At 31.0% G+C, this 26,311-nt stretch carries 17 protein-coding genes, 1 pseudogene and 1 riboswitch; of the genes and pseudogenes, 2 read left to right on the top strand and 16 right to left on the bottom strand.

Annotated features, from left to right (window positions below):
• Window positions 1-102: 102 nt before the first annotated feature.
• Entirely contained in the window at window positions 103-1,443 is a 1,341-nt protein-coding gene (locus JOC70_RS14815) for a sodium-dependent transporter (RefSeq protein ID WP_243429149.1), read from the bottom strand.
• Window positions 1,444-1,592: 149 nt separating this feature from the next.
• Window positions 1,593-2,975 carry a tyrosine phenol-lyase gene (locus JOC70_RS14810; RefSeq protein ID WP_204599787.1) on the bottom strand — a complete coding sequence of 461 codons (1,383 nt, stop codon included), beginning with the start codon at window positions 2,973-2,975 and terminating at the stop codon, window positions 1,593-1,595.
• Window positions 2,976-3,262: 287 nt separating this feature from the next.
• On the opposite strand from JOC70_RS14810, the gene JOC70_RS14805 reads away from it, so the two are divergent.
• On the top strand, window positions 3,263-4,021 hold the full coding sequence (locus JOC70_RS14805) for a CPBP family intramembrane glutamic endopeptidase (RefSeq protein WP_204599669.1): 759 nt from the start codon (window positions 3,263-3,265) through the stop codon (window positions 4,019-4,021).
• Window positions 4,022-4,110: 89 nt separating this feature from the next.
• Here JOC70_RS14805 and JOC70_RS14800 read toward each other — a convergent pair whose 3' ends face one another.
• The 4 genes from JOC70_RS14800 to mgtE form a co-directional block, all read right to left on the bottom strand.
• Window positions 4,111-5,358, bottom strand: a complete 1,248-nt coding sequence (locus JOC70_RS14800; protein ID WP_204599668.1) for a radical SAM protein — start codon at window positions 5,356-5,358, stop codon at window positions 4,111-4,113.
• 12 nt (window positions 5,359-5,370) lie between these two features.
• Window positions 5,371-6,273, bottom strand: a complete 903-nt coding sequence (locus JOC70_RS14795) for a radical SAM protein (RefSeq protein WP_204599667.1) — start codon at window positions 6,271-6,273, stop codon at window positions 5,371-5,373.
• Between the two features lie 289 nt (window positions 6,274-6,562).
• Entirely contained in the window at window positions 6,563-7,183 is a 621-nt protein-coding gene (locus JOC70_RS14790; protein ID WP_204599666.1) for a LysE family translocator, read from the bottom strand.
• 94 nt (window positions 7,184-7,277) lie between these two features.
• Window positions 7,278-8,621 (bottom strand): magnesium transporter, encoded by a 1,344-nt coding sequence (gene mgtE, locus JOC70_RS14785; protein ID WP_204599665.1) that lies wholly within the window; start codon window positions 8,619-8,621, stop codon window positions 7,278-7,280.
• Window positions 8,622-8,872: 251 nt separating this feature from the next.
• Window positions 8,873-9,034, bottom strand: a riboswitch (M-box (ykoK) riboswitch).
• 505 nt (window positions 9,035-9,539) lie between these two features.
• Here mgtE and JOC70_RS14780 point away from each other — a divergent pair.
• Window positions 9,540-10,601: pseudogene (locus JOC70_RS14780) on the top strand (2-isopropylmalate synthase); the annotation flags it as partial.
• A gap of 185 nt (window positions 10,602-10,786) precedes the next feature.
• Here JOC70_RS14780 and JOC70_RS14775 read toward each other — a convergent pair.
• The 10 genes from JOC70_RS14775 to JOC70_RS14730 all read right to left on the bottom strand — a co-directional run bounded on the left by JOC70_RS14775 (window position 10,787) and on the right by JOC70_RS14730 (window position 26,271).
• Window positions 10,787-11,356 carry a HEAT repeat domain-containing protein gene (locus JOC70_RS14775; protein ID WP_204599663.1) on the bottom strand — a complete coding sequence of 190 codons (570 nt, stop codon included), beginning with the start codon at window positions 11,354-11,356 and terminating at the stop codon, window positions 10,787-10,789.
• A 153-nt stretch (window positions 11,357-11,509) separates the two neighbouring features.
• Window positions 11,510-11,932, bottom strand: a complete 423-nt coding sequence (locus tag JOC70_RS14770) for a hypothetical protein (protein WP_204599662.1) — start codon at window positions 11,930-11,932, stop codon at window positions 11,510-11,512.
• A gap of 248 nt (window positions 11,933-12,180) precedes the next feature.
• Window positions 12,181-12,609 carry a hypothetical protein gene (locus JOC70_RS14765; protein ID WP_204599661.1) on the bottom strand — a complete coding sequence of 143 codons (429 nt, stop codon included), beginning with the start codon at window positions 12,607-12,609 and terminating at the stop codon, window positions 12,181-12,183.
• 371 nt (window positions 12,610-12,980) lie between these two features.
• Complete coding sequence (locus tag JOC70_RS19555) at window positions 12,981-13,541, bottom strand: RHS repeat-associated core domain-containing protein (protein WP_341534914.1); 561 nt, start codon at window positions 13,539-13,541, stop codon at window positions 12,981-12,983.
• Window positions 13,542-13,931: 390 nt separating this feature from the next.
• A complete protein-coding gene (locus tag JOC70_RS14755) occupies window positions 13,932-14,327 on the bottom strand; it encodes a hypothetical protein (RefSeq protein WP_204599660.1) in 396 nt (131 codons plus the stop codon).
• A 34-nt stretch (window positions 14,328-14,361) separates the two neighbouring features.
• Window positions 14,362-14,685, bottom strand: a complete 324-nt coding sequence (locus JOC70_RS14750) for a hypothetical protein (RefSeq protein WP_204599659.1) — start codon at window positions 14,683-14,685, stop codon at window positions 14,362-14,364.
• A gap of 50 nt (window positions 14,686-14,735) precedes the next feature.
• Window positions 14,736-18,233: an RHS repeat-associated core domain-containing protein gene (locus tag JOC70_RS14745; RefSeq protein ID WP_204599658.1), complete on the bottom strand. Its 3,498-nt coding sequence runs from the start codon at window positions 18,231-18,233 to the stop codon at window positions 14,736-14,738.
• A 223-nt stretch (window positions 18,234-18,456) separates the two neighbouring features.
• Entirely contained in the window at window positions 18,457-18,813 is a 357-nt protein-coding gene (locus JOC70_RS14740) for a hypothetical protein (RefSeq protein ID WP_204599657.1), read from the bottom strand.
• A complete protein-coding gene (locus JOC70_RS14735) occupies window positions 18,813-19,535 on the bottom strand; it encodes an RHS repeat-associated core domain-containing protein (protein ID WP_423880684.1) in 723 nt (240 codons plus the stop codon). The genes JOC70_RS14740 and JOC70_RS14735 overlap by 1 nt, the downstream gene beginning before the upstream one ends.
• 883 nt (window positions 19,536-20,418) lie before the next feature.
• The gene (locus tag JOC70_RS14730; protein WP_204599656.1) at window positions 20,419-26,271 is read right to left on the bottom strand and encodes a DNRLRE domain-containing protein; all 5,853 of its coding nucleotides are present in this window, start codon (window positions 26,269-26,271) and stop codon (window positions 20,419-20,421) included.
• Window positions 26,272-26,311: the final 40 nt, after the last annotated feature.

Here is a 26,311-nt window from a genome sequence, read left to right as displayed (position 1 = left end):
ATTGATTAAACAAACTAATAATTTAATATATTATATCACTAATATTTTATTATGTAAATAAAATAGGTGGAGTACTAATCCACCTATTTAGCTCTATTAAATTTAAAATGATACTTTCATGAACAACGCAATTATACATAATATTGTTGCAAATGGTACGTAAAGGTATCTGCCCATATTATACCATAACTCACCTTGTTTCTTCTTAGCGCCTAAGTTAATCTCATTAATTAAATCTTCCTTTTTCATAATCCAAAACCAAGATATGGCACCTAAAGTTGCTCCAATTGGAATAATATATATAGATATAATATCCATCCATGGTCCCCACTTGAATATAGGTTCCATATTAACACCTATACCAAAACAAATTATACAGAGTAATACTAACATAGGAACACGTTTTAATTTAGGGAATTTATACATTAGTGATTCCCCAACTACTTCAAACATATTTTGTAGAGAGCTTACTCCGCCAAATACTACTGCTGTAAATAATATTATTGCAAATATCCTGCCCCCCGGTATGTTTTGTAGTATTTTAGGTAAAGTTACAAATAGAAGTCCCGGTCCTGATCCAACGTCTACATTATATGCAAAACAAGCAGGTATAATAACTAATGCCGCTACTATTGCCGCAATAGTATCAAATATAGCAGTATTTTTTGCACCATCTATGATATCTTCATCATTTGATAGATATGCACCATATACAATCATCCCGCTACCAGTTACAGATAGTGAGAAGAATGCTTGTCCCATAGCCCAAATCCAAACCATTGGATCTTTTAAAAATTCCCATCTTGGCATAAACATGAATTTATATCCCTCTACTGCGCCTGGTAAAAAAGCCACACGAATAGCAAGAACTATAAATAGTATAAAAAACAATGGCATCATAACCTTATTAGATTTCTCAATACTATCTGCGCCAAGTGTTAATGTAAGTAATGTTCCAATAACTACTATTATATGATACGGTACAACTGAATAATCTGTCATAGAAAATGATTCGAACCACATGCCTGTATCTACAGTCATAAGAGTACCAGTAACAGATTCAGTCCATCCTTTAAGTACATATGAAATAATTGCTGCATATCCTATTGCTATACACATAGAACCTGCAAGGGGAAGCCACCCTACAATTTTCCCAATACCTCCCTTACCTCCAGATTCCCAAGCATTTTCATAAGCACCAACTGTACCAGTTTTTGATCTACGACCTATTGCATATTCTGCAGAAAGCCCTACATAACTAAAAATAACTATAAATATAAGATAAGCTACTAAAAATGCTCCACCACCGTTGCTACCTAATTTATAAGGAAATCCCCAAACATTAGCCATACCCACAGCAGAACCTACACATGCTAATATAAATCCCCACTTGGATTGAAACTTAGCACTCTTCTGAGTATTTTGAGCAACTTGAGTTTCCATACATCTCCTCCCAATTTTCACCCCTACAATAGGAGTCATTATAAAGTAGTATTTTTATTTATACTCAACATACCTTTTTGTACCATGCTTATATTCTATATTATCAAGCATGAAGCCTGATAATATAGAATAATAATTTTTTACTCCTACTAGTCTGCATAATCAAATTTTGCAGTAAAGAATCTTAATTGGGCAGGTTCATATATGAATTTAAGTGGTCTTATATCTTCTTTGTGTTTATATAAATTAATAACTGATTCAGCTACAACATCCATATGTCTATAAGTGTAAACTCTTCTTGGAATAGTAAGTCTAACTGTTTCTAATTTTGGTTTATGATTTTCACCAGTCTTTACATCTCTACCAGCAGAAACTATACCACGTTCCATTGATCTAACACCAGAGTCAATATAAAGTGATGCTGCTAGTGATTGAGCTGGATATTGTTCTTGATTTAGATGTGGACAGAATCTTCTTGCATCTAGGAATACAGCATGTCCACCAACAGGTTCAACTATTGGAACTCCTGCTTCTTTTAATCTATCTCCAAGATATCTAACTTGTTTTATTCTATGTTCTATATACTCTTCTTGCATTGCTTCTCTAAATCCAATTGCTATTGCCTGCATATCACGGCCAGCCATACCACCATAGGATGGCATACCTTCATAAACAACTACTATTTCCTTAGCCTTTCCAAATAATTCATCATCATTAATTGCTAAGAATCCACCAATATTTACAATACCATCTTTTTTACCTGACATAGTAGCCCCATCGGAATAACTGAACATTTCATGTACTATATCTTTAATTGAAACGTTTGCATATCCTTCTTCTCTTTCTTTAATAAAATATGCATTTTCAACGCATCTGGTAGCATCAAAGAATACCTTAACACCGTGTTTTGCTGTAACTTCTCTAACAGCTTTCATATTAGCGATGGAAACTGGTTGTCCACCTGCTAAGTTTACAGTAACAGCAAGACATATATATGCTATATTTTCTGCACCTTTTTCTTCAATAAGTCTTTCTAATTTATTAATATCAATATTTCCTTTGAAAGGAAGATCTATACTTGCATCATGAGCTTCATCTCTAATTATATCTACAAAAACACCGCCATTTTTTTCCTGGTGATATCTAGTAGTTGTAAAATACATATTTCCAGCTACATATTGGCCTGGTTTAATAGCTATAGTTGAAAGAATGTTTTCTGCACCACGTCCTTGGTGAGTAGGCACAACATGCTTAAATCCAAACAATTCTTTTATAGTTGATTCTAAGTATATCCAGTTTTTACTTCCAGCATAAGCTTCGTCACCTATCATCATTCCTGCCCACTGAGCATCACTCATAGCATTAGTTCCTGAGTCAGTAAGTAGATCAATATATACGTCCTCTGATTTTAAATTGAATGTATTATATCCAGCTTCTTTCATAGCGATTTCACGTTGTTCTCTTGAAATCATTTTAACAGGTTCTACACTCTTAATCTTGAAAGGTTCTGCAGGATACTTACTTAAATCCATATACATAATAAAACTCCCCCTTGAAATTTAATTTATATTTTATTTTTATATGGTGTTTTATATATGATGCATCATACATCATCAACCATCTTTATTATATTATGAAAAATATGGAATGTCAACAACCAATTGGTAATTTATTTTAAATTATTTTTATCTTCATTTATTTCATAATTTTTAAAAAAATAGCTAAAAATACTGACTTATATGTATAAATGTGGTAGTATATGTATAATGGGCATTTATACTCCATCATCAACCAAATACAATTTGTTGGAGGAGAAATCTTGAAGAAAAGTTCTAATCAATTTTTATTAATATCCTTTCTGATAAGTTACACATGCTTTGGCTTAATAATTTATTACAAAGTTATATTTAACGACATATTCTCTAATCCACTTTATTCATTTATTTTTATTCTTGGATGCTTAGGTCCACTTATTTCAGCATTTTTGGTGCACATTTTAAACAAAGAAATTTTTGGTGGAGCAAAAGGATTTATAACTAAATTAAAAGCAATTAACGCTCCTAAAAATATTATTTTAATACCAATATTTCTAGGAGCACATTATGGTTTTGCCATACTTTTAAAAGGTGTATATAAATATGGTAATTTTACAGATTTCTTTTTTTATCTGCCCTTGTTAATATTAATCTTGGGTTCTCAAGAAATTGGCTGGAGAGGAATAGTACAGCCCTCAAACGAAGAGAAAAGCGGCTTTTGGAAGTCTTCTATTTCAACAGGCCTCTTTTGGTCATTGTGGTTCTTACCACTTATTTATATACCAAAGTTTATTGTGCTTCCACAGTTTTATGCACAATTCTCAGCATACTTGGTTGGAATAAGTATATTATTAACTACTCTTTATAAAGCAAGCGGCAGTATTATGTATTGTATGATATTATCCAGCTTAATTTTTTCCCTATTCCCAGTTATTATCTTAAACCAAAGTTTTATGCTTGTAGCAATAGCATTAGTTGATGCAATAATTGCAAGTACATTTATGAGTATGAGTAAAGCTTCACCTGAAAAATTAAAAATATAATTTTTTATCACGTGATTCTTAGACTCAGTAGGTTTGCAATCAACTTAAAAAGAAGCAATAGTTTAAACTACTGCTTCTTAAACATTGTCTTAATACAACTCTATCCTATTTGGCCATGCTTCTTGTGTTGCTATTCTCCAAGTTTTATCAATATATTGATGGGTATAGGCTTGTTCAATTAAATGATACTTATATGTACCCTTTTCTGTTAATTCATAGCCCTGGTCTGTTTTAGTTACTAATCCCATTAGCCTTCCAAGGGTCAACTCAAGTTTAAATATTTGTTCCAATTCCTTGTTAAAAAGTTTTTTAAAACTTTCATTATCAATACTCAATGTATATGAATTCCAAAATAACCAATAAAGCGCTCGTGTTCTTTCATTAAATTTCATAGTAAGAGCAGTGGGTATTTTTTTGCCATTAACGCACTTAATATATTCTTCTACTGAAAAAGTATTAATTTTAAAGAAATCCCTTAGAAGAGTTGTAGCACTTGGCCCAAAACCTATAAAATTATCTCTTGTTATGGATGAATACTTTGGAACATCCTTTTTACCAAAGGTCCATACAGCAGTTCTTTTGCATTGAAGTTCCTCACTTACTTTTTCAAGATAGTTAAGAAGTTTCTTTTTATCCTTCTTTCCTAGAGGTTTACTTTTGTTATTAGCATAGGAAAAATCAATAAAGGGATAGGTTGAGACCTGAGTTGCCCCTGCCTCAAAGGCTGTCTTAAAGTCCTTTTTTAAGCTCTCTTCACATTGTCCTTCTATACCGAAGATAAGATCTACATCTATTGTTTTAAAGCCTAAAGAAGCTGCCATCCTGACTTTTTCAGCACCATTAATATAGTCCCTACCTAAAGTCTTTAGGGATTTTTCATCAAAGGATTGAATACCTATACTTATCATGTCAAAACCAATATTTTTTAGTTTTAAAAGATCCTCCTCATTCACATCTCTTGGGTGTAGCTCTAAACCTATATTGCAATTTATATCAAAATTACTTCTTAAAGCTTTTAAAATATCAGGTAGGTCTTCAAGCATAAGGGCTGGGGAGCCTCCACCAAAATACACACTAGTTATTTTATTCTTTTTCTTATTTATACCCCCTACCATACTTATTTCTTTTATTAAAGCATCCTTGTATGCTGCTGCTAAAGTCTTATCATACTTTATCTTATTATATGGGCAAAAGGCACATATTGTAGTACAAAAGGGAATATGAATATATACACCCAGCTCTGGAACATCCATATTAAGCTCATAACTATTTTCATTTGTAAAAGCAAAGGGCTTAATGGATTTAGTAAAAAGCAATCTTAGAAAATTTGTAATCACTATTCCTCACTCCTATACGTATTTTAAGTAAGTTTTTATCATATCAAAAATCACTCTAGCATTTCCTCTGCAAAGAAGAGAAAATTCAACAGCAAATAGGTATCCGCATTTCTCACAAAGACCTTCAATTTCAACGCATCTGCCGCAGACAAATCTTTTTTTGTTTTCGGATACGATACATTGATAGCATGGTCTGTCCCACTTATTTTGCAGATAATAATCCAAAGCGGAATATAAATTAAATACAGGGTAGCCGCCTTTTATCATGGATTTAATTGAATTCACAGCTTGTACTTGCTGCTCCCTTGATAAAGATAAATGTTCTGTGCCTTCGTAAGGAGTATGAAAATTAAAGGATATGGATTTTAAATTTTTTGTCTCTTTTACCAGCTTACATAAAGCTTCAATATCCGTATGATTCATATTATTTACAGCCATATATACACAAATATTAGAAGCGTCAGCTTTAGAAACATTGTTTAAGATGGTGTCAAAGGTATCTCCTCTTATTAAATTATGATTTTCTTTCATTCCATCAAGACTTAAAAATATTACATCGGCTTCAGGTATGTCCAAATCAATAGTGCCATTGGTCACAATATTAACTATTAAAAAACCTATTTTCTTAGCTTCTTTAATAAGATCCCGTATTGTCTTGTCTCCATCCTTCCAAGTTAAAGTTTCACCACCACAGAAAAAAAGTATCCTTATGCCTTCATCATAAAGCTTGTTCATTTCTTCTACTATATCTTCATAGGGATACATGATCTTATTTATATTATTAACCGCACAGTGCTTGCAGCTTAAATTACAATAATCTGTAAGTATTATAGTGCCCAAGATTGGTTTTCTCATTTTAAACAATATGGTTTTCATTCCAAAGATGCTTAAACTTATAAAATCTTTTACTCTCAAAACATATCCCCCCCATTTGAATTAATAAGCAACTATAGATCTAGTTATTTTCCAGTAGTAATTATACACCTATAGTGTAATTTTACACTTCAATATATAATTAGTCAATTAGAAAATTGTAAAATAAATCCACGATGGTATTATTCATAAAAATTCCGAGTTGAACTAACATATAATACTTGATAATCTTAATCATAGACCTTTAATCTTTATATGTATTATGAATTCTCCAGCATATACAATACATAAAATAAAAAACATCGGAAACTTGTCCAATGTTTTTTAACTGTTATAACCTTAATATCCCTTTTAATATACTATATACTCCAAGCAAAGATATTATAACACCAATAACCTTATTTATCATATAAAACGTTTCAATCTTAAAGTTTCTTTTAGAGTTATTAACAAATTTAGAAGTGATAAGCCAAAAGAGTATCGAACCAATAAATATAGAAATCACAAGTATCAGGTTATGTATCGGTTCTCCATTTTTTAATTTTGTTCCCATTTTAGTAAATATGGTTAGAAAAATTAAAAAAGTCATTGGATTCGATAATCCCAGTAGAAAATTTGAAAGTGCTGGGTGCATTATTTCTCTTTTCTCCTCTTCTTCTATTCCTTTATTCTCTATGGCATTAATAAAAATATTTATTCCAACAATTAAAAAAAGCACACCTGTTATTTGGTTAATTTGATGCCTGCGTTTAACTATAAAATCATCTACAAAACTAATTCCAAATATTGCAGCTGAAGAATAAATCAAATCAGATACAGCGGCACCTACGCCCGAAAAAAAACCGACTTTCCAACCTCGGTTTATAGTTCTTTGCAGAGCTATAATTCCAAGAGGTCCTATTGGAAACACAACAATCATTCCAATAATAATTCCTTTTATAATAATCATCATAATTAAAAATTCTCCCACCCAATTATCTTAAATTGATTATAATTTATATTTCTAGTAGCACAGTATTTTAAAATAATCATACTATTATATATATTCACATTAAAAGAGGTAAAAACATTTTTGATAATCCTAAAAAAATAAAAAATCCAAAAACATCCGTTGCCGTTGTTAAAAATATAGCTGAAGCTAATGCTGGATCTACACCAAATACCTTTAGCAGTAAAGGTATTAAAAATCCAAAAAATCCTGCTATCATTAAATTTCCAACCATCGCGGCAAAAATAATTAATCCAAGATAAGGGTTATTATACTTCATATAAAGTATAATACCTGTTAAAATACCCGTAGCTGCACCATTTATTACTCCTAGAGTAACTTCTTTAAATACCAACTTCCAATTCTTTTTAAGGCTAAGTTCTCCAAGAGCAATACCTCTAATTGCCACAGATAAAGTTTGAGTACCTGCATTTCCTCCCATACCAGCAACAATAGGCATAGCAGCAGCTAAAGCTACTACCTGAGCTATAACGTCTTCAAATAAACCTACTGTAAAGGAAGCTAAGAAAGCTGTTCCCAAGTTTATAAACAGCCAAGGAAGCCTCTTTGTAATAGAAGTTTTAAGCGTACTATTTGCTCTCTCTTCCTTACTTACACCACCTAACCTTAACATATCTTCTGTTTGCTCTTCAACAATAACATCAATTATATCATCTACTGTAATAATTCCTAAGAGACAATTTTTGTGATTAATAACTGGAATAGCTTTTAAATCATATTTTGAAACAAGTAAGGATACTTTTTCTTGGTCCACTTCAGGATTAACAGAAATTACATTATCATTCATTATATCAAATAACTTTTTATCTTCGGATGCCAATAATATATCTCGTAAATCTGCTGTTCCAATCAACTTTTTAGTTTTATCTAGTACAAATATAATTTCAATCACTTCTGTTTCAGGGCCAATTTCCCTAATTTTTTTTAGGGCTTCCTCTATAGTCAAATCACTTTTCAGTGCAATATATTCTGTTGTCATGATACCACCTGCACTATCTTCGTCATATCCCAGCAGTTCTTGGAGTTGTTTGGTATCACCTTTTTTCATCATTTTCAATAAATCTTTTCTCATTTTAATGGGAAGATTCCCTAAAATATCAGCAATATCGTCATTGGACATGTAAGAAAATAAATCTGCTATATCTTGAAGATCAAATAGTTTAATGATTCTAACTTGTAATTCATGACTGGATTGCTCTATAATTTGAGCCATAAACTCATTATGTACTAATTTGTAAAACTTCAACAAACTTTCATCGCTAAAATCTTCTAAAACCAATGCAATATCTATGGGATACATATGATCAATAATTTCATATATTTTATTCTTATCATTTTGTAGTAAACTATTTATCAATTCGCTTTGCTTTTCTTGAAACATATTTCTTCACCTCGTGGAGTTTTAGTTGTATTTAATTGTTCATATTAAATTTGAATTTCTTAAAATATGATATCCTGGTGAAGAGATATTAGCACAAATAATTACGTTAAGTAAGAAGAATAGAAGATAGACTCTACATAACTAAATGTATTATTAATCTCTCCATCCATACTACTATCGCCATCTTCCATTCTTGCCACCTCCTAAAACAAAAACCTCCATCACAACTTGAATATGATGAAGGTATTATCTACAATACTTTCTCGTTCAAGTTTTAGCTCTACTAGGCAGTGAAGTTGCATTAGATTAAACCTTCTTTGTTCGGCAAAATCTGTTGACCAGTGCAGAATGTTTCCATTCTTTTACGGCAGCAACCCATATCCTTATAGTAGCCTCACCTACCGAGGATTATTTAATTTCAATAAAAGTATATTCTTTTTACATATGGATGTCAACGTTTTAAAAATTATAATATCAAAATTCCTTAAAGTAATATAATTTATTTTTATAGAATTAAATAAAAAAATGCCTTTAGTCTCTCTATTCTCTATTTCTTCTATTATCTTACTTGGGATAAATTTTCGCCCCGAATTGGACTTTATTGCAAAATCCAATTTTGTAATAACCAATATTATTTCGTATTGTAAACGAATCACATGAATGGATATTTAGTTAAAATTGCAATTTTTCAGAAAATTATTCTTTGCCAGCATAAAGCTAAAATGCTACAATATAGAAAACAAATACTTGCAACCTAGCTTTTCTAAACTTTTAGTACCAACAGTACAAAATCACCCTATAAAAATAATTGTAAACAAAACACACAGTAATGAATATATATGAAATATAGAAACTAAATTCATTCAATATTCTAATTCAAATAATAAGCCAACACCTTGGCTATAAGGAGGTTTTGAGATGATGAATGATATGGTAAAATCCAATTACAATTACTACCCTCAAGATGTATCTATGAGAAATCTCTATAAGGATACATTTCCTTATTTTAAAATTCCGAAGGTAAATTTCAATAACTCACAAGTGCCTATGGATTTACCAGAAGACATATGGATTACGGATACTACCTTTAGAGACGGGCAGCAATCAATGCCTCCATATACTACTGAACAGATGGTGAGAATTTTCGATTATCTTCACGACCTAGATAACAACTCAGGAGTAATTAAGCAGACAGAATTCTTTTTATATACAGAAAAAGATAGAAAGGCTGCACAGACTTGTATTGAAAGAGGATATGAATTTCCAGAGGTTACATCCTGGATAAGAGCCGATAAAGAAGATATTGAATTAGTAAAGGAAATGGACATTAAAGAAACTGGCATACTCATGTCCTGCTCTGATTATCATATATTTAAAAAATTAAACAAAACAAGAGAAGAAACTATGGATATGTACCTATCTGTAGTCATAGAAGCACTAAATCATGGTATTCGTCCTAGATGCCATTTAGAAGATATAACTATGGCTGATTTTTATGGATTTGTGTTGCCACTAGTGGATAAATTAATGGGATTTTCAAAGGAAACCGATATTCCTATAAAGATAAGAGTTTGCGATACCTTAGGACTTGGTGTTTCATATAATAAAGCTTCACTGCCAAGAAGCGTACAGGGACTTATTCACGGTCTTAGATATTATTGTAATGTTCCATCGGAAATGATAGAATGGCACGGTCATAATGACTTTTATGCAGCTGTAAGTAATGCAACCACAGCTTGGCTTTATGGAGCATCTTCTATAAACACTTCACTTTTAGGAATAGGCGAAAGAAATGGAATTTCTCCATTAGAAGCTATGCTAATTGAATATGCAGGGCTAACAGGTACAACAAAGAATATGAATATGGAAGTTATAACAGAGCTTATTGAATATTTCCAAAGAGAAATTGACTATCATGTACCTGACAAAACTCCTTTTGTAGGAAGCCATTTTAATATAACAAGAGAGAATATTAACTCTAAATTATACCCTGACTATGAGTTACCTGCAATTTAACTTGAAAAAATAAGAGGGTGTCTAAAATAATCACAAAATTATTTTTAGACACCCTTTTCATAATGTTAAGCTCCCTTTAATCAATTGTGTTCTCCTATCCCCTCATAAAGATAGCTTGCAAATTTATCTGTTTTTATCAATAGTTTGTCCTATTTCTTTAAGGACTCTAAAATATCTATTGCTTCCAAAAGAAACTCAATTTTTTCTTCTAGTTTGTTAATATCTTTGCTAATTTCTTTAGTACATTCATCAATTACTTCATGTTCAATATTTATATCAATAGATTCTAGTAAGCTTAATGATTGCCTGCTTTCCTCAAAATTGCCACTGATTATAAGATTAGTGAGTAGCTCAATATATGGCGAATAATCAAAAAATCCTAATGCATATAACAAAGTTCCTCTTTTGCCTATAGTTTTGGGATCATTCAAAGCGTTTATTATAGGTTTAAGTGCGGATTGATCACCTATATCTGCTAAAGCTATAGCAATAGTATTTCTCAATTTGTGATTACTTGTATCTTCAAAACATTTTATTAGATATGGTACTGCTTCATAAAACTTATTTTCACCAAACTCTTCAATAACTCTTATCGCATTATCTATATTATTGTTTTTTAGTTCCTTTCTTAAAATATCTACGTCCATAATATCTCCTTTGCCCGTCTGTTGGTTTACTAATGGAATCTTAATAATTAAAGATCCTTTCTGATGTTTCATTATCCTCTATATCCCTTCCACATCATTAGGTTCTAATTTATATTAACATTTTCAGCTGCATATATTAAGGAGTAAATATTCCCTAGATAGGCATGAATTTTGTTAGCTTAAACGAAAATAAACCAATAGAACTCTATTGGTTTATTTTTAAGGCTATTTCTTGTGTTTGAATTTTTTCTTGGAATTACTTTTGCTTTCTTTATTTTCTTTTTTATTTAAGTATTTTAGATTTTTAAGATATATTATTATTTCTAGTAAAAATATTACGCAAATTAAATAAAACCATGGTACAAATAAAAATTTACTTAAAAGCTTTGGTAACTTTGAATCATCACTTTTTATTCTAATAATTATTGTTATAATTAGGGTAATATAAAACTGTATAGCTGTAGCAAAAGTTATTAGTGGCACAGAACCATTTTTTATATTTCCAAGATATATCTTTCTTAAGTATTCAGAAACATTCATTCTATAATGATAGTGTTTGTCATTACTGGATGAAAGATATATCACTAATACAAATAAAACTATTAAAGGTATACTATCTATTATTTCAGCTATACTTAATGAACTCATTTTATTCCCCCTTAATACTATACTTGATAATAACTTCATTCTTAACTTGAAAATAAATATTTATCCCTGTATTGATAGCACAACCAATTCTAGCTCCAATAGCCAAGAAACGTCAACTGGTATAAGAACCTGTTGACATTTTCTCTTGGTCAGTAATTATATCAAGTTTTTTATATTTCTTATATTTCTTCATTATAATGATTCTAATATCTATCTATACCCAATCACAGCTTTTCAACAAACCTGTACTATCTAGAGTGCTTATTGTTTTTCTTTGATTTTATATGCCTTTGTTCTGTAGATTTCTTCTTTTTTTTAACCCTTTTCTGCATTATGAGATATGATACTATCTCTAATAAAGCTACAGCCGATCCCACAAAAAACCATGGTATAAACAGAAATCTTATTAAAAGTTCCTCTAGGCTTAAAGTTGAATACCTTAATCTAATAAATATTGATATTGGCAGCATAATGTTGAATTGCATAGCTGTTAAAAAAGTTATTAGTGGCACAGAATCATTTTTAATGAAACCAAAGTATAATTTTCTTAAATATTTTTGAATGTTTATTCGGTATTGATAATGTTCATCTCGACTAGAGGTGAGAGCTATAAGTCCTAAGAACATAAATAATAACGGCATACTATCTATTATTTCTGAAAGACTAATTAATTTCATAATGCACTCCTTAATTTAAATATTTAAATAAAGCTTATTAATAAAAATAAACAATACTACCTTTTTATATACGATTATTTGCCAATATATGCGGAATTGTTTACATTAAAATTATAGCTTTGCGATTAAAATTCTTATTTAGCAAGAACCTATACTGTATCCAAAATCAGTAGCTGGATTTGTATTATTAGTTAACCTATTAGAAATATAGTTAGTTACATTTCCTGTATAATTTGATATAGTTCCACCAAGTGCAGTTTTAGTTGTATTTTCAACTAATTTTTTTCTAGTTGTGCTAACAAATCCATTTACGGCACTATTAAATGCCCCAGATTTAACTTGTCCGTAAGTAGCATTGATTGCTGTAAGATTTACCTTTTCAGTGCCATTCCAATTCCATCTTCTCCACCATACATTCCTGCACCTCCATACAAACCTGATAGTCCACCATAAACAGTATTTACACCCAAACCTATTACGTTAATGTTCTCACCAGAAACTAACTGACTTGCTGCATACGAACTTCCTCCTATTACCGCATTCCCGGTAATAGCACCAAATATTCCTATTCCAGAACCACTTAGTGCTCCAGATGCTGCTCCACTCAAAGCAGCAACTCCTACTTGGCTCCAATCTAATCCTCCATTCTTAACTTGAAAATAAATATTTATCCCTGTATTGATAGCACCACCAATTCCAGCTCCGATAGCCATGGTTATAAGTAATGGATTATATCCGCTTGGATCAGAGAAAATAACTGGATTATTTCTTGAATATGCAAACATGTTATGCGAAAGTAACGCACCATTTACTCCTGTAATAGCATCCGTATTTATAAATCTTCCCCAGCTAGGATTATAATATCTTGACTGCAAGTAATATAAACCAGTCTCACTGTCATATCTATAACCTCTGTATAGATATGAATTGATTTTACCTACAGTATCCTTAAGTTCTCCATCTATAGATATAAGCTGCCCCAGGAATCATAAGTATAACTTACAACTTGTGTTCCTGTCTTATCAAATAATCCTGTAATGTCTCCTTGGACATTTCTTATATAGCAATACTCTAACCAATTGCTAGTTATTCTTACCCTATCTTTACTTTATATTGCAATCTTAAAGATATGCTTTTAAAATGCTTCCGCATTGGCTTTAGCTTATAAAAACACTTTGGTATGCAAACATTAAAAGCTGACTACTTCCTAGCTCCGCATAAATTCACTTATAGAAATTAAATATTGATTATATTATGCTTGAGAAAATAAATGGCTGTTTAAAAATAACTAAAAAATTATTTTTAGACAGCCCTTTTATATTCTATTTGTTTTGTTTTTTTATATTAATAATTGCAGCTGCTATTACATATATCGTAAATGATATAAATAATCCTAACGTTACACATATTAATAAATCTTTATATGTTATCCATATATCATAAAACATATTATTTAATATAATTATTATATTAACCATAGCGGTCATAGCACTAATAAATAAAACAACTACTTTTAAGAATTTATATTGAAAATCACTTATTTTTTGTTTTTCCCTTTTTACTACTAATGAAAGTAGAATAGGACATAATATAACAACAAATATTTGTGTTAAATAGGGAAGATTTCTTATACCACCTATACTGTTCAATAGTTGCTTAGTTATTACAATTGCTAATACTGCACTTCCTAATCCAACCCATTTCCTATTATATTTCATGCTGTTAATTGTCCAATCTATATTTTTTGTACATTTAGTATTTTACAAGCTTTAGAAAAACTGCAAGGATATATAATGGAATAAGAATAGCTATGATCTCAGCTGTAGTTCTTATTATTAACTGTCGACGAAATTCCAAATCAGTTTTTATTCTCTTTCTATATTTTATAATCTTGTATATCCCATATCCTAAAGATGGTCCGAATAGTAAAGGAGCCGCTATCAATACATTCTTCACTTCTTTTATTGTATTATTATTTACTATTACAGCTATAAAACTTAAATATAACTCAAAGAATAGAGATACAGCCATTACATATAAACTACATTTTAACACTTCTGTTCTATTATATTTCAAAGTTATAATCCTCCATACATTATCAATACTTACACTAATGGGTAACTTATTTAACAAAATCCAATGCTATATCCAAAATCAGACTTTGGATTTGGATATGACGTGGTAGGAGCTTGGTAGTTATTTATATCTTTAGGGTCACTGTACAAAGAGTAACCACTTGCAGCAGTACTTGCGGCATCAAAAACTGTCTTTTTACCTTTTAAAGTGGACGAAGTCTTAATGTATGTGTATCCTTTATATACATTTCCTTTTTGCTTCTTAATAATCGTTGTAGTTGTCTTTAGATAAATTTTAGAAAAACTTTTACTGAGTACATCATCAAATGAAAACTTAAGACTGAGTAAACTTAATCCAAAATCATATGCTAAATATCCCTTTTCACCTAAAACTTTCTTTTCAATATTATATTTCGACCCAAAGGCTTCCTCTGCTAACTGGTTTACCCCGTGAAAGGCTACTAGAATACCTAAAGGGTTACCTGAAGCTGCCATAGCAATACCACCTGAAATATTAAGTGATCCTGAAGCTACATTGATAGTCGTTTGTAGCCTTTTAGGTAGAAATCCATAATGATCTACCATATTTACTGGATTATTAAGACAATATGCAAACATGTTATGTGAAAGCAGGTTGCTTGTTTGTCCAGCTATTCCATCCGCATTTATAAATCTTCCCCAGCTAGGATTATAATATCTGGATTGCAGGTAATAAAGTGATGTTTCATCGTCATATCTGTAGCCTCTATACCTATATGGGTTAATTTTACCTAAAGTATCCTTAAGTTCTCCATCTATATTTATAATCTGTCCCCAGCTGTCGTATCTGTAGGATACTACTGTTTTACCTGTCTTATCAAATAATCCTGTTATGTCTCCTTGAGCATTTCTTATATAGTAATACTCCACTCCATTTAAATTCATAGACACAAGATTGTCATTACTATCGTAAGTATAGTATATACTATTCTCACCATCTGTTTCAAAAGTTACTTTATCCCCTAACAGGTGGTATTTTGTGGTTTTGCCATTTACTGTTTTTTCTGTTCTTATGCCTGAATCGTTATATTTAAAGGAAATATTTGAATTTCCCTTTACTATAGATTTTAACTGTCTGCCATTTTCCCAGGTATAAGTATAGCCATCATAAGTTAGTGGATTTCCTATGGCATCATAGGTTATTTGCTTAATTTCTTCACCATCATAAAAAGATGTTAGTTTATCCTTCCAATTTGTATCCTCATACTTATATTCATAGGTTTTACCTAAAGTCTGCGGCACTTCTCTAGTGTACTCAAATTCTTCTCTTTTTAGTATGTTTCCTCCCATGTCATAAGAGTACTTTATGGTTTTATTAAGCACTTGATTATCTTCACGTATAAGCTCGTTTAACTCGTTATAAGTGTAGTATATTTTCTTTTCATTTTCAGTACCTTCACCTTTGTTATAGGTTATAGTTTCTATATTGCCATTTTTATCATAGCTATACCCTATTTTTTCTCCATTGTTGCTCATTATACTTACTTTATTTGTAGTTGAATTTGTTTTAATCCCTGCTTCGTACTCATATGTTGTTTTAAAGCTTACATTTTGAGGATTTACAGATTTATCTATAAGTCTTCCTAAAGCATCATAATTTAAACTTACTGAAGTTCCTGTACTTGCTCTTCCTGATGCATACATGAGAGCTATTTCCTCATTACTTAACACTTCTTTACTGAATGTAAACTGCTTAAGTCTTCCGTTAAGGTGCTGAGTACCATTTATGCTGCTGCCTAGTGCTGTTACTGCTCCTGTAAAGTCCACTGGATTTAATATACTTCCTTCTCCAGGTGTTTTACCATTTAAGTAAAGCTTACACTTTAAAGTGTCCCCTTCCATATACCATGACAAAGTTACAAAGTACCATTTATCCTTTGCTATAATATCTGGCAGAACAATTAGGTTTCTAAACACTCCCTTATCTATAATAGCCAAGTTTAATTTGTCATTTGAATCTATATATACATTAAATAATTGTGATGTATCCTTTTGATTTCCTATGACGTGTCTTGTGGTTTTATCTTGTGAAGTATTAAACCATACACCCATAGTTCCAGATACTTTATTCATTCCAAGGTTATAAAGCACCTTTGTAGGATCAGTTCCACTGCGGGCTGCTAAGGCAACTCCCCCTACCTCATCATTTTCAAATTTCCCATTTTCACTATAAGGCTTTGTACCCTTGTCCCCTATAAGAATACCATCTAAAGAAAATCTTTCTATTTTTGAGCTTTCTACTTTAAATCTATCATAGTATATGCTCTTTAACTTATTATCCTTATCATATTCATACTTTGTATGATAAGATCCATCATTTATTTTTTCTGTAATTGTATTTAGATTGCTGTTTAAATCAAAATTATATTCAATGCTGTTTTTATTAGAATCTTCGATTTTTGTAAGCCTGTTTGACATATCATAGAAATATCTATAGCTTACACCATTTTCTAAATCTTCATGTTTTCCTAAGTTACCAGAAGCATCATAGGAGTATCTAAATTTTTCTACTCCATTGTATTTTCTGCCTGTAATTCTTCCTAAGGTATCGTAAATAATTGAGGTTATGTGTCCATTACCATATGTTGAATTAGTAAGATTTCCTGTTAGGTTATCAAAGGTATTGGTTATTAAATTTTGATCTCCTACAGAAACCTTATTATTATTACCAAAAACATCATACTCAAATTTATAATTGAATCCATTGTGAGTTATAGTTTCTAATTTGTCATCCTTATTTTCATCTTTATATTTATAGACATTTTTAACTTCTTGTCCATCTACTTGTTTGAATACACTTTCTAGCTTATCTGAATCATCATAATAGGTGTAGGTAGTAGTCTTATCTTTTGCATCTTTAACACTACTTAAGTTTCCTTTGGTTTCATCGTAGCTGTAGGTAATCTTATTTCCAGATGCGTCTGTAAGCTCAGACATATAATTTCCACTAGTAGTATAGGTAGATCCTGAATCTATAAATGATGAATCACTTCCTACCTTTGCTGTTTTAGGGTTTCCGTAGGAATCATATTGAAATGAATATACCACATTTTCAGCAGAGTTTGCACTGGTTAAGTTTTTCCCTGCTTCATCATAATGATATTCAAAGGCTGATCCCTTGGGGTCTACAGCTTTAATTAAGTTATTATTAGTGTCATACACAAAGGTGGATGTTTGTTTTGCTAAATCCTGTGTAGATATTAAGTTACCATCCTTATCGTAAGTATAGCTTTGTCCAAATTCTTCTCTGTAAAGCTGTATATTATCAAAATTTACAGTATTTAAATTGTTATAATATAGTCCATATACATTTACTTCTGTATAATCCGCCTCTGCAATAACTGCATCTGCTGCATACTGCCAGCCTGTGGAATCCTCATTAAAGGGTACAACTTTATACTGATAAGTTCCATCTGTCTTTCTAATTCCAATATCTAAGGCAAAATATCTTTCTCCTTCTTCACCGGTTGGAACGGAATTTCCCATAGAGAATTTATAAAAAATGTCCATAATAAATCATTTTAAAAAAGGAAGTAAAATTTTTAAATTCAAATTTCACTTCCCTCTTTGATTATTTACTTGGGTAACGCAGACTTAGCAGATTTTAACTGTTGAATTAAGATTCAACAACTATTATTTTGAGAATTCTATTATAGTAACTATATTGAAAACACTTTAAGTTACTACTTTCTCACTTAGCTAGTTTTTTAGTGTATTTGATATTCTTTTAACTTTAATTATCAATAACTTTATCAAAAGCATATTTATACTTTGGGGGAATTAACTCATAACTTTCGTAAAATAACATTTTTCCTGTGCATTTACTAATTATATAGTAACCTTTCTCACCATATACGAAGATACGCAAAATGTTTTGATTAAAGGCTCTGACATAATCCATCTTCTCTTTGCCATTGATAAAAATAACTTTGTCACCAGATTCATGACGCACTACCTTCAACTTATATTGCTTTGTCATTATGATAATATTATTTATCATTAAATTATAATCATTTTTATAAATTACTATAGCTGGCAAACACAAAGCTACTGTTAAAATTATACCTATAGCTTTCCAAAAAAAATCCATCATTTCTTCTCCTTTGAAAAAATTATAAATTTAGTATCTTCTATCGGTCCCCAGTACCAATACTTACGAACCTTCCATATAACAGTTGGAAAAATCCTTGTTAATCCATACGTGATTAAACTTCCAGCTGAAATTCCTGTCATATTTTTGAACGCCTCATTCATAACTGCAAACAATTTGCCTGCTATAGATCTCTGCAAGCCTAATCTACCAACAACTTTTTCTGTAGCCAGTTTAAATGTCTCCATATAAAATCCTGACAAAACATCAGTAAGTTTTCCACCACGTTTTGCATATTTAAGCATTCTACTTACGTCACGCATAAAAGGAATTGCAGTAATTATTGTATCAATTAAGCCAGTCACATCACTTACTCTCATTGCAAATAAACCACTAGGGTCCATATTATTAATAGGATTATTGACACAATAACTAAATAAATTTGCTCCTAACAGTTCTCCTTGTGTTAAATGTAATATACCGACATCATCCGCATTAATAAATCTTCCCCAGCTAGGATCATAATATCTTGATTGTAAATAATATAACTGAGTTTCATCATCATATCTATAACCTCTATATCGATATGGGTTCTTATATCCTACATGTGTTGTAACATTAGTCACATCATTGCCATCTTTGTCTTTAATGCTGATTAGCTGCCCCCACGAATCATAAGTATAACTTACAACCTGTGTTCCTGTCTTATCAAATAATCCTATTATGTCTCCTTGGGCATTTCTTATATAACTGATACTTTATCCAATCATTAGTTATTCTTTTTATATTTTACTTTATCTTATAGTAATAGATATGTAATTTAAAAAATGCTTCCGCATTGACTTTCAATTTATGATGACAGTTTAAGCTTTAAATAATAAAAGCTAAATACTTCCTAGCTCCGCATGAATTCCCTTAGAGGGAAATTTTGTTAAAAAATAAGCCAATAAAACTTCTAGTATTGTTCTATTGGCTTATTTTTACTGTAAACTATTAAAATAATATACTTTTTACAATATTATTAGCTTAATCTTACTAAATATTAAAGTCCCCACAGCATATAAATAAATATAATTGTAATAATAAATATGACTATTGAAGATGCTCTAGTTTTTTTTAACTTTTTTATTGTCTTTCTTTATTTACTATATATCTTTTTAATCTAACTTCTTTCATATTAAATCTTCATCAGACTTTCATCCTCGCCATCCTTCGGTTTATCTTTTGTTTAAACTGACATTTGCTAGCCCACCAAAACATTATATGGTATTTTTTTACCCTTGATTTATAATTATCGAACTTGTGAGGTCATTTGCTATCACACACCTACTACCTAGGCTCTTTGCAGCAACTGATTCTAGGCTATTTTCGCTTGTTCATAGTTGTCTTTATATTCTTAGCATTTCTTGTAAAATAAAAATAAGTGACAAAAAACTTAGAATAATAAAAACGAATCCTTCAACTTTTCTTTTAGTATGAAAACAATTATAAATAGAATAGATAAATATACATACTACTATGACTAAATCTCGTTTAAGAATATAATTCATATGAATAACCTCCAGTTAATTTTGTCATGCATAAATAACTTCAATTCCACAAAGTCTAATCTTTATGTCGTGGATTTAGGCCTCTAATTACATGATATTGTATACTTTCTGCGAGTGCCCTAGCAGTGTAACTTATATTCCAAACAAATACGGTAATTCCAGTAATTATTGATAATGCTACTAATAAATTCCCTGTAACTGTAGATGCTTTTACAGCTGCTAAATTTGCCATCAAAACAAATCTCATTGAAGCTTTTACCATAGGCAGTAGCCTTTGGATCAAGTTTATAAATGCAAATATCTCTGTTACAGCTATAATCATATGCTTCCAACAAGGATAGTATCCACTTGGATCTTCATCATTTATTGGATTATTCAAACAATAACTAAATAAATTTGATCCTAAAAGTTGTCCTTGTGTTAACTGCAGTATATAGGCATCATCCGCATTTATAAATCTCTCCCAGCTAGGATTATAATATCTTGATTGTAAATAATATAACTGCGTTTCACTATCGTAACGATAACCTCGATAACGATACGGATTCTTATATCCTATATGTGTTGTAACATTAGTCACATCACTGCCATCTTTGTCTTTAATGCTGATTAGCTGCCCCCAAGAATCATAAGTATAACTTACAACCTGCGTTCCTGTCTTATCAAATAATCCTGTAATATCGCCTTGAAGATTTCTTATGTAGCAATACTCTACTCCGTTTAAATTCATGGATACAAGTTTATCACCTACATCATAAGTATAGTATATACTGTTTTCACCATCAGTTTCAAAAGTTACTTTGTCTCCTACTAGATGATACTTTGTGGTTTTGCCATTTACTGTTTTTTCTGTTCTTATACCTGCATCATTGTATTTGAAGGAAATGTTTAAGTTTTCCTTTGTTATGGATTTTAGCTGTCTTCCTTGCTCCCAGGTATAAGTATAGTTTCCATCGCTTAATGGATTTCCTATAGCATCATAGGTTATTGGTTTTCCATCAAAGCTTGTAAGTTTATCCTTCCAATTTGTATCCTCATACTTATATTCATAGGTTTTAACTAATGTCTGCGGTACTTCTCTAGTGTAGTTAAATTCTTCTCTTTTTAGTATGTTTCCTCCTAGATCATAGGAGTACTTTATGGTTTTATTAAGAAGTTCATTATCTTCACGTATAAGCTCATTTAACTCGTTATAAGTGTAGTATATTTTCTTTTGATTTTCAGTACCTTCACCTTTGTTATAGGTTATAGTTTCTATGTTGCCATTTTTATCATAAGTATACCCTATTTTTTCTCCATTGTTGTCTAATACACTTACTTTTTCTGTAGTAGAATTTGCTTTAGCACCAGCTTCGTACTCATAGCTTGTTTTAAAGCTGGCTTCTCCAGTGTTTATAGTAGAATCTTTAAGCCTTGCTAAAGTATCGTAATTTAAAAGTACTGAATTACTGCCGTACTTTGTTTCTTTTAATCTATTGTCCTTATCATATCCATAGGTAGTAGAATAAGTAGCATTATTGATTTTTTCTGTAATGCCAGTTAAATTACTGCCTATATTAAAATTATATTCAGTGCTGTTTTTATTTGAATCTTCGATTTTTGTAAGCTTATTCGCCATGTCATAGAAGTATCTATAGGTTACACCATTTTCTAAATCTACGTGCTTCCCTAGATTCCCTGAAGCATCATAGGAATACTTAAACTTTTCTACTCCATTATATGTTCTTCCGGTAGCTCTTCCTAGATAATCATAAATAATTGAAGTTGTTTGTCCATTTCCATATTCAGATTTAGTGAGATTTCCTGTTAAGTTATCAAAGGTATTTTTTATTAATCTTTGATTTCCTGCGGAAACTTCTGTGTTATTTCCTAAGGAATCATATAAAAAGTTATAATTAAAACCATTATGAGTTATAGATTTTAACTTATCATTTTCATAACCATAGCTGTTTTTAACCTCTTGTCCATCTGCCATGCTGGATACACTATTTACCCTATCCATATTATCATAGGTGTAATTTATAGTATTTCCCCTTGCATCCTTAACATTATTTAAAGTTCCCTTAGTTTCATCATAACTATAGTTTACCTTATTTCCAGAGGAATCTGTGCTCTGGGACATATAATTTCCACTAGTTGTATAAGCAGATTCTGATTCCATAAATAATGATTCATTTCCTACTTTAGATTTTGTAGGATTTCCGTAGGAATCCTGTTCAAAAGAAGATATTACATTTTCAGCTGTGGTTTCATTATCTAAATTATGCTTAGGATCATACTGTGAAGTTAATTTCACCTGGCTTCCTTCAGTAATTGAAGTCCTATTGTTATTGCCATCATATCCAAATTTAATATCATTGCCTGATAAGTCCTTATTAGATTCTAAATTTCCTTGTGCATTGTAATTATAATTTGTTCCAAATTCTTCTCTATAAAGCTGTATATTATCAAAGTTTACAGTATTGAAGTTATTGTAATATAATCCATATACATTTACTTCTGTATAATCTACCCCTGGAACTATCTCATCTGCTGCATACTGCCAGCCTGTTGTATCTTCATTAAAAGGTACAACTTTATACACATAACTTCCATCTGCCTTTTTAAATCCAATATCTAAGGCAAAGTATCTTTCTCCTTCTTCGCTTACAGGTACAGAATTTCCCATAGCCCATCCACTAAGTATAAATACATCATCTGCCTTACCTGAAATCTTTATAGTTTGGTTGATGTTCTTTTTTAAGGTTGCTGAGCCCTTAAATTGAAAAGTAGATTTTTCATTTACTTTAGTAGATATATCATCTACAGTACTATATGAATTTTTATTCCAATAAGTTGGAACAGTAGTTCCATAATTAAAATCTGAATTTTCTACAAGGTTATATCTATTAGACATTTCTCCTTCTTCAAGCTGAAGGCAATCAAAATAAGCTGTACCTGTTTCTTCAATCAACCCGGCCCTTGCATATACGTTGGCAGATAGTGCATCACTAGGTACTGTAAATGTTACTTCAATTCTTTCAAAGTCCTTATTTCCGCTTATAAACTTTGATTCCACCGTTTCATAAGTTCCGGCTTTATTTTGATAATTTACAAATAGGGCTGCGCCTTTTCCATTAGTGCTTGAAATTCCTGAGCCTTTTACATAACCTGAAAGAGTATAGGTTTTACCTTTTTCTAGAGTTAATAATTGGTTGTAAAAGTGTCTCGCTGTATTATTTGTTTTTGTTATCTTTATGGATTGATTCCCTATATATTTAGCTTCTGTGGTAAATGCAGTACTTCCTAAGGAAGTTCCCCAGTAATCTCCACTCCAGCTGTCGTTTGTAATCTCCACATTATGATTCTTCAAATGATTCGTGATAGTTTTTTGAATTTTAGATTCAAAGATTAATTTATTTTTATCTTTATTTTCCTCTCTGCCAAACCTATAAGATACCGCAGTAGCATCATCATTTTCCTTTATGCTTATAGTGTTCCCGTAATTATTGAATTGGTATATATTTCTATTTATATTTGGTATTGGCTGTGCATTATCAATTATTTGGGTAAATATAGTGGTATTGGTACCATAAACTAAATTTAAATTTCCTCCTGGAGTCCCATCTGTTCCTGTTTCCTGTACACTTTTTACTGTATATGGAGCATTTGTGTTGTAACCATAGGTTATTTTATATCCATCAATATTTGTTACATTTATTAAATTATTATTAATATCGTAATCGTAAAGTGCTATCTTTCCATCTGGATAAGTTATTTTAGTAAGTTTTGTTCCAGTATATGCAAAGCTTGTTTCTCTTCCGCTTGGCTCTATAATTCCAAGTAGATACCCGCTATCTGATATTCTAAAGTTTGTAGTTCTTCCTGCTCCATCCGTTATACTTTTTAGGGTTGTTCCTTGATAGGAAAGCAATTGTACATTTCCATTACTGTCTTGTATTTTCAGCAAATATCCTGCGGATGTAAAAATTAATAGATTATCCATCTTATCATTTATAGTAAAAGTTCCATCCGCATTTTTGTTAAGAGTCAGCTCCGTTCCTGATTCATCTTTATAAACTCCCGGCTGTGAATCCGGCTTAAAGTATACTCTTGTTCCATCTCCATCTATATACTCGTACCATATAGTTCCCTCAAAACTTTTAGGAGTTATTCTTTGACTTAAATTTAATCTCCATCCATTTCCATAGCCCATACTGGATGCTCTATCATTGCTATTAAACACATGACTTATGCTAACTGGCATTCTATTCCCATTCATAGTTAAGTCGTTATGAGTAAATACTAAATTTCCATTAGCATCATTTATGTATCCTGTACCTGCTCTGCCTGCATCTTGGGAATGATAAGTCCAATAATCTTCAAGTCCTGAGTTATTTACATACTGTATAACAATTTGGGGTCTAGATGACGCATAGGCATCTGAACAATCCGAAGATAAAAATTCATTATAACCAGTGCTCTCATCATGGGCCTTAATCATTACTCCATAGTTATTTCCATTTTTGTACCATTCTCTTACTATACTTGTTATATCCCAATCAAAACAAGTTCGTAATATGCCTTTTACAACTTCATAATCTTCTATATAAGTATAATAATCGGGTTTATTATTCCAAGTTATTGTTTTTGAATCCCAGTTTGCTAGTACCTTATGCACATCTACGTACATAGCCTGCATATTTTCTGTAAATAGTGATAAATTAAGTTTTGCATTTACAACTACAGAGCCTGGCTTCTTTAAGTCTTCTGGAAGTTCAAACTTTAAAAAGCTTCGTGTAACTCCTGAAGCACTTCCATTGCCTGCTCCAATAAGTATTGAGTTATACTTATTTTCCGTAGGGAGTTTTGATGCTACAAAAGTATCCTCGATACTATTAATGCCTAAATTCGTTTTAACTGGCGGATCAAGGACTACTGGGAATGCCCTGCTGCTGTCATTTAACCATTCCTCATCTGGGGTTAGTAAAAGAGCATACCCATTTTCATTTTCCTCTAAAGATATTTCTACATTTTCACTATGCTGATTTTTAGCATCCACCATAAAAGGTGCTTTCATCATAAATACTGCTTTACTTGTATCATTTTTGTCATAAAATACTATTGTCTTGTCCTTTTGAAGTTTTGGTACTAAGTTTTTTATGTATAAATTAAATTTAAAAGTGCTGTTTTCAATAGGCTTGTTTATAATTATGTTTTCTTTCACATTATCACTTAAAATGTCATAGCTTATATCTACCCCTTCAAAAATTTCAGTAAACTTTACTGAAGATGAGGTATTTTTAACAATTTTCTTCTTTTCATTTTCAATGGCGTTTTTCTTTATCTTTTCCTTTTCTGTTTCAGATTTTTTCTTATAAATTTTATTTGTTTCTAAATCATATAATGTTTCCTTTTCTGTATCTTCATTGAGCTTTGCTTCCTCTAAAGCTTGTACCACAACAGGGGACTCTTTAGGATTTTCTATATTCCAAGAAAGTTCATAGTTATCTTTTGCAATTGTTACAAGCTTTTTAGCATTAGAATTTTTTGCTATCTTTACTTTGTAATCGTTTTCTCTGTTACCTAAAACATTACTGTTTTCTTCATCCTTTTCCTCTATCAAGCTGTTATCGATATCCTTCCATACTCCATTTTCTAAGTAATGCACTGGAGTATTATAAATTGCAGCCTCATAGGTTCCATTGTCCTTAAAAAAGTATTTAACGTTTTTCTCTCTTTTTTCCTTCACCTCCCCAACTATTTTTGCTTCCAATTCTTCTGATTCTATATTTATGTTTTCTGAGATTTCCTGTGCAGTAGTAACTATGCCGTCTTCACCTGCTGCAAATACCCTGACAGGAAGCATTACAGTAATCATAAATACAATAAGCATTGTTGCTATACGTTGTTGAAATAGTTTGTTCATAAATTCTCTCCTTTCGCCATTGCATGTTAATAATAATATG

This window comes from Clostridium pascui, assembly GCF_016908015.1.
GTDB classification, from domain to species: domain Bacteria; phylum Bacillota; class Clostridia; order Clostridiales; family Clostridiaceae; genus Clostridium_AK; species Clostridium_AK pascui.
Note: the sequence above shows the minus strand (reverse complement) of the source record. Positions and strands in the feature narration are given on the sequence as shown.

Excerpts from the sequence above, each read along its gene's own strand:
- JOC70_RS14815 (WP_243429149.1), bottom strand. The coding sequence starts at position 1,443 with ATGGAAACTCAAGTTGCTCAAAATACTCAGAAGAGTGCTAAGTTTCAA.
- JOC70_RS14810 (WP_204599787.1), bottom strand. The coding sequence starts at position 2,975 with ATGGATTTAAGTAAGTATCCTGCAGAACCTTTCAAGATTAAGAGTGTA.
- JOC70_RS14790 (WP_204599666.1), bottom strand. The coding sequence starts at position 7,183 with ATGATGATTATTATAAAAGGAATTATTATTGGAATGATTGTTGTGTTT.
- mgtE (WP_204599665.1), bottom strand. The coding sequence starts at position 8,621 with ATGTTTCAAGAAAAGCAAAGCGAATTGATAAATAGTTTACTACAAAAT.
- JOC70_RS14775 (WP_204599663.1), bottom strand. The coding sequence starts at position 11,356 with ATGAAACATCAGAAAGGATCTTTAATTATTAAGATTCCATTAGTAAAC.
- JOC70_RS14770 (WP_204599662.1), bottom strand. The coding sequence starts at position 11,932 with ATGAGTTCATTAAGTATAGCTGAAATAATAGATAGTATACCTTTAATA.
- JOC70_RS14765 (WP_204599661.1), bottom strand. The coding sequence starts at position 12,609 with ATGAAATTAATTAGTCTTTCAGAAATAATAGATAGTATGCCGTTATTA.
- JOC70_RS14755 (WP_204599660.1), bottom strand. The coding sequence starts at position 14,327 with ATGAAATATAATAGGAAATGGGTTGGATTAGGAAGTGCAGTATTAGCA.
- JOC70_RS14745 (WP_204599658.1), bottom strand. The coding sequence starts at position 18,233 with ATGGACATTTTTTATAAATTCTCTATGGGAAATTCCGTTCCAACCGGT.
- JOC70_RS14740 (WP_204599657.1), bottom strand. The coding sequence starts at position 18,813 with ATGGATTTTTTTTGGAAAGCTATAGGTATAATTTTAACAGTAGCTTTG.
- JOC70_RS14730 (WP_204599656.1), bottom strand. The coding sequence starts at position 26,271 with ATGAACAAACTATTTCAACAACGTATAGCAACAATGCTTATTGTATTT.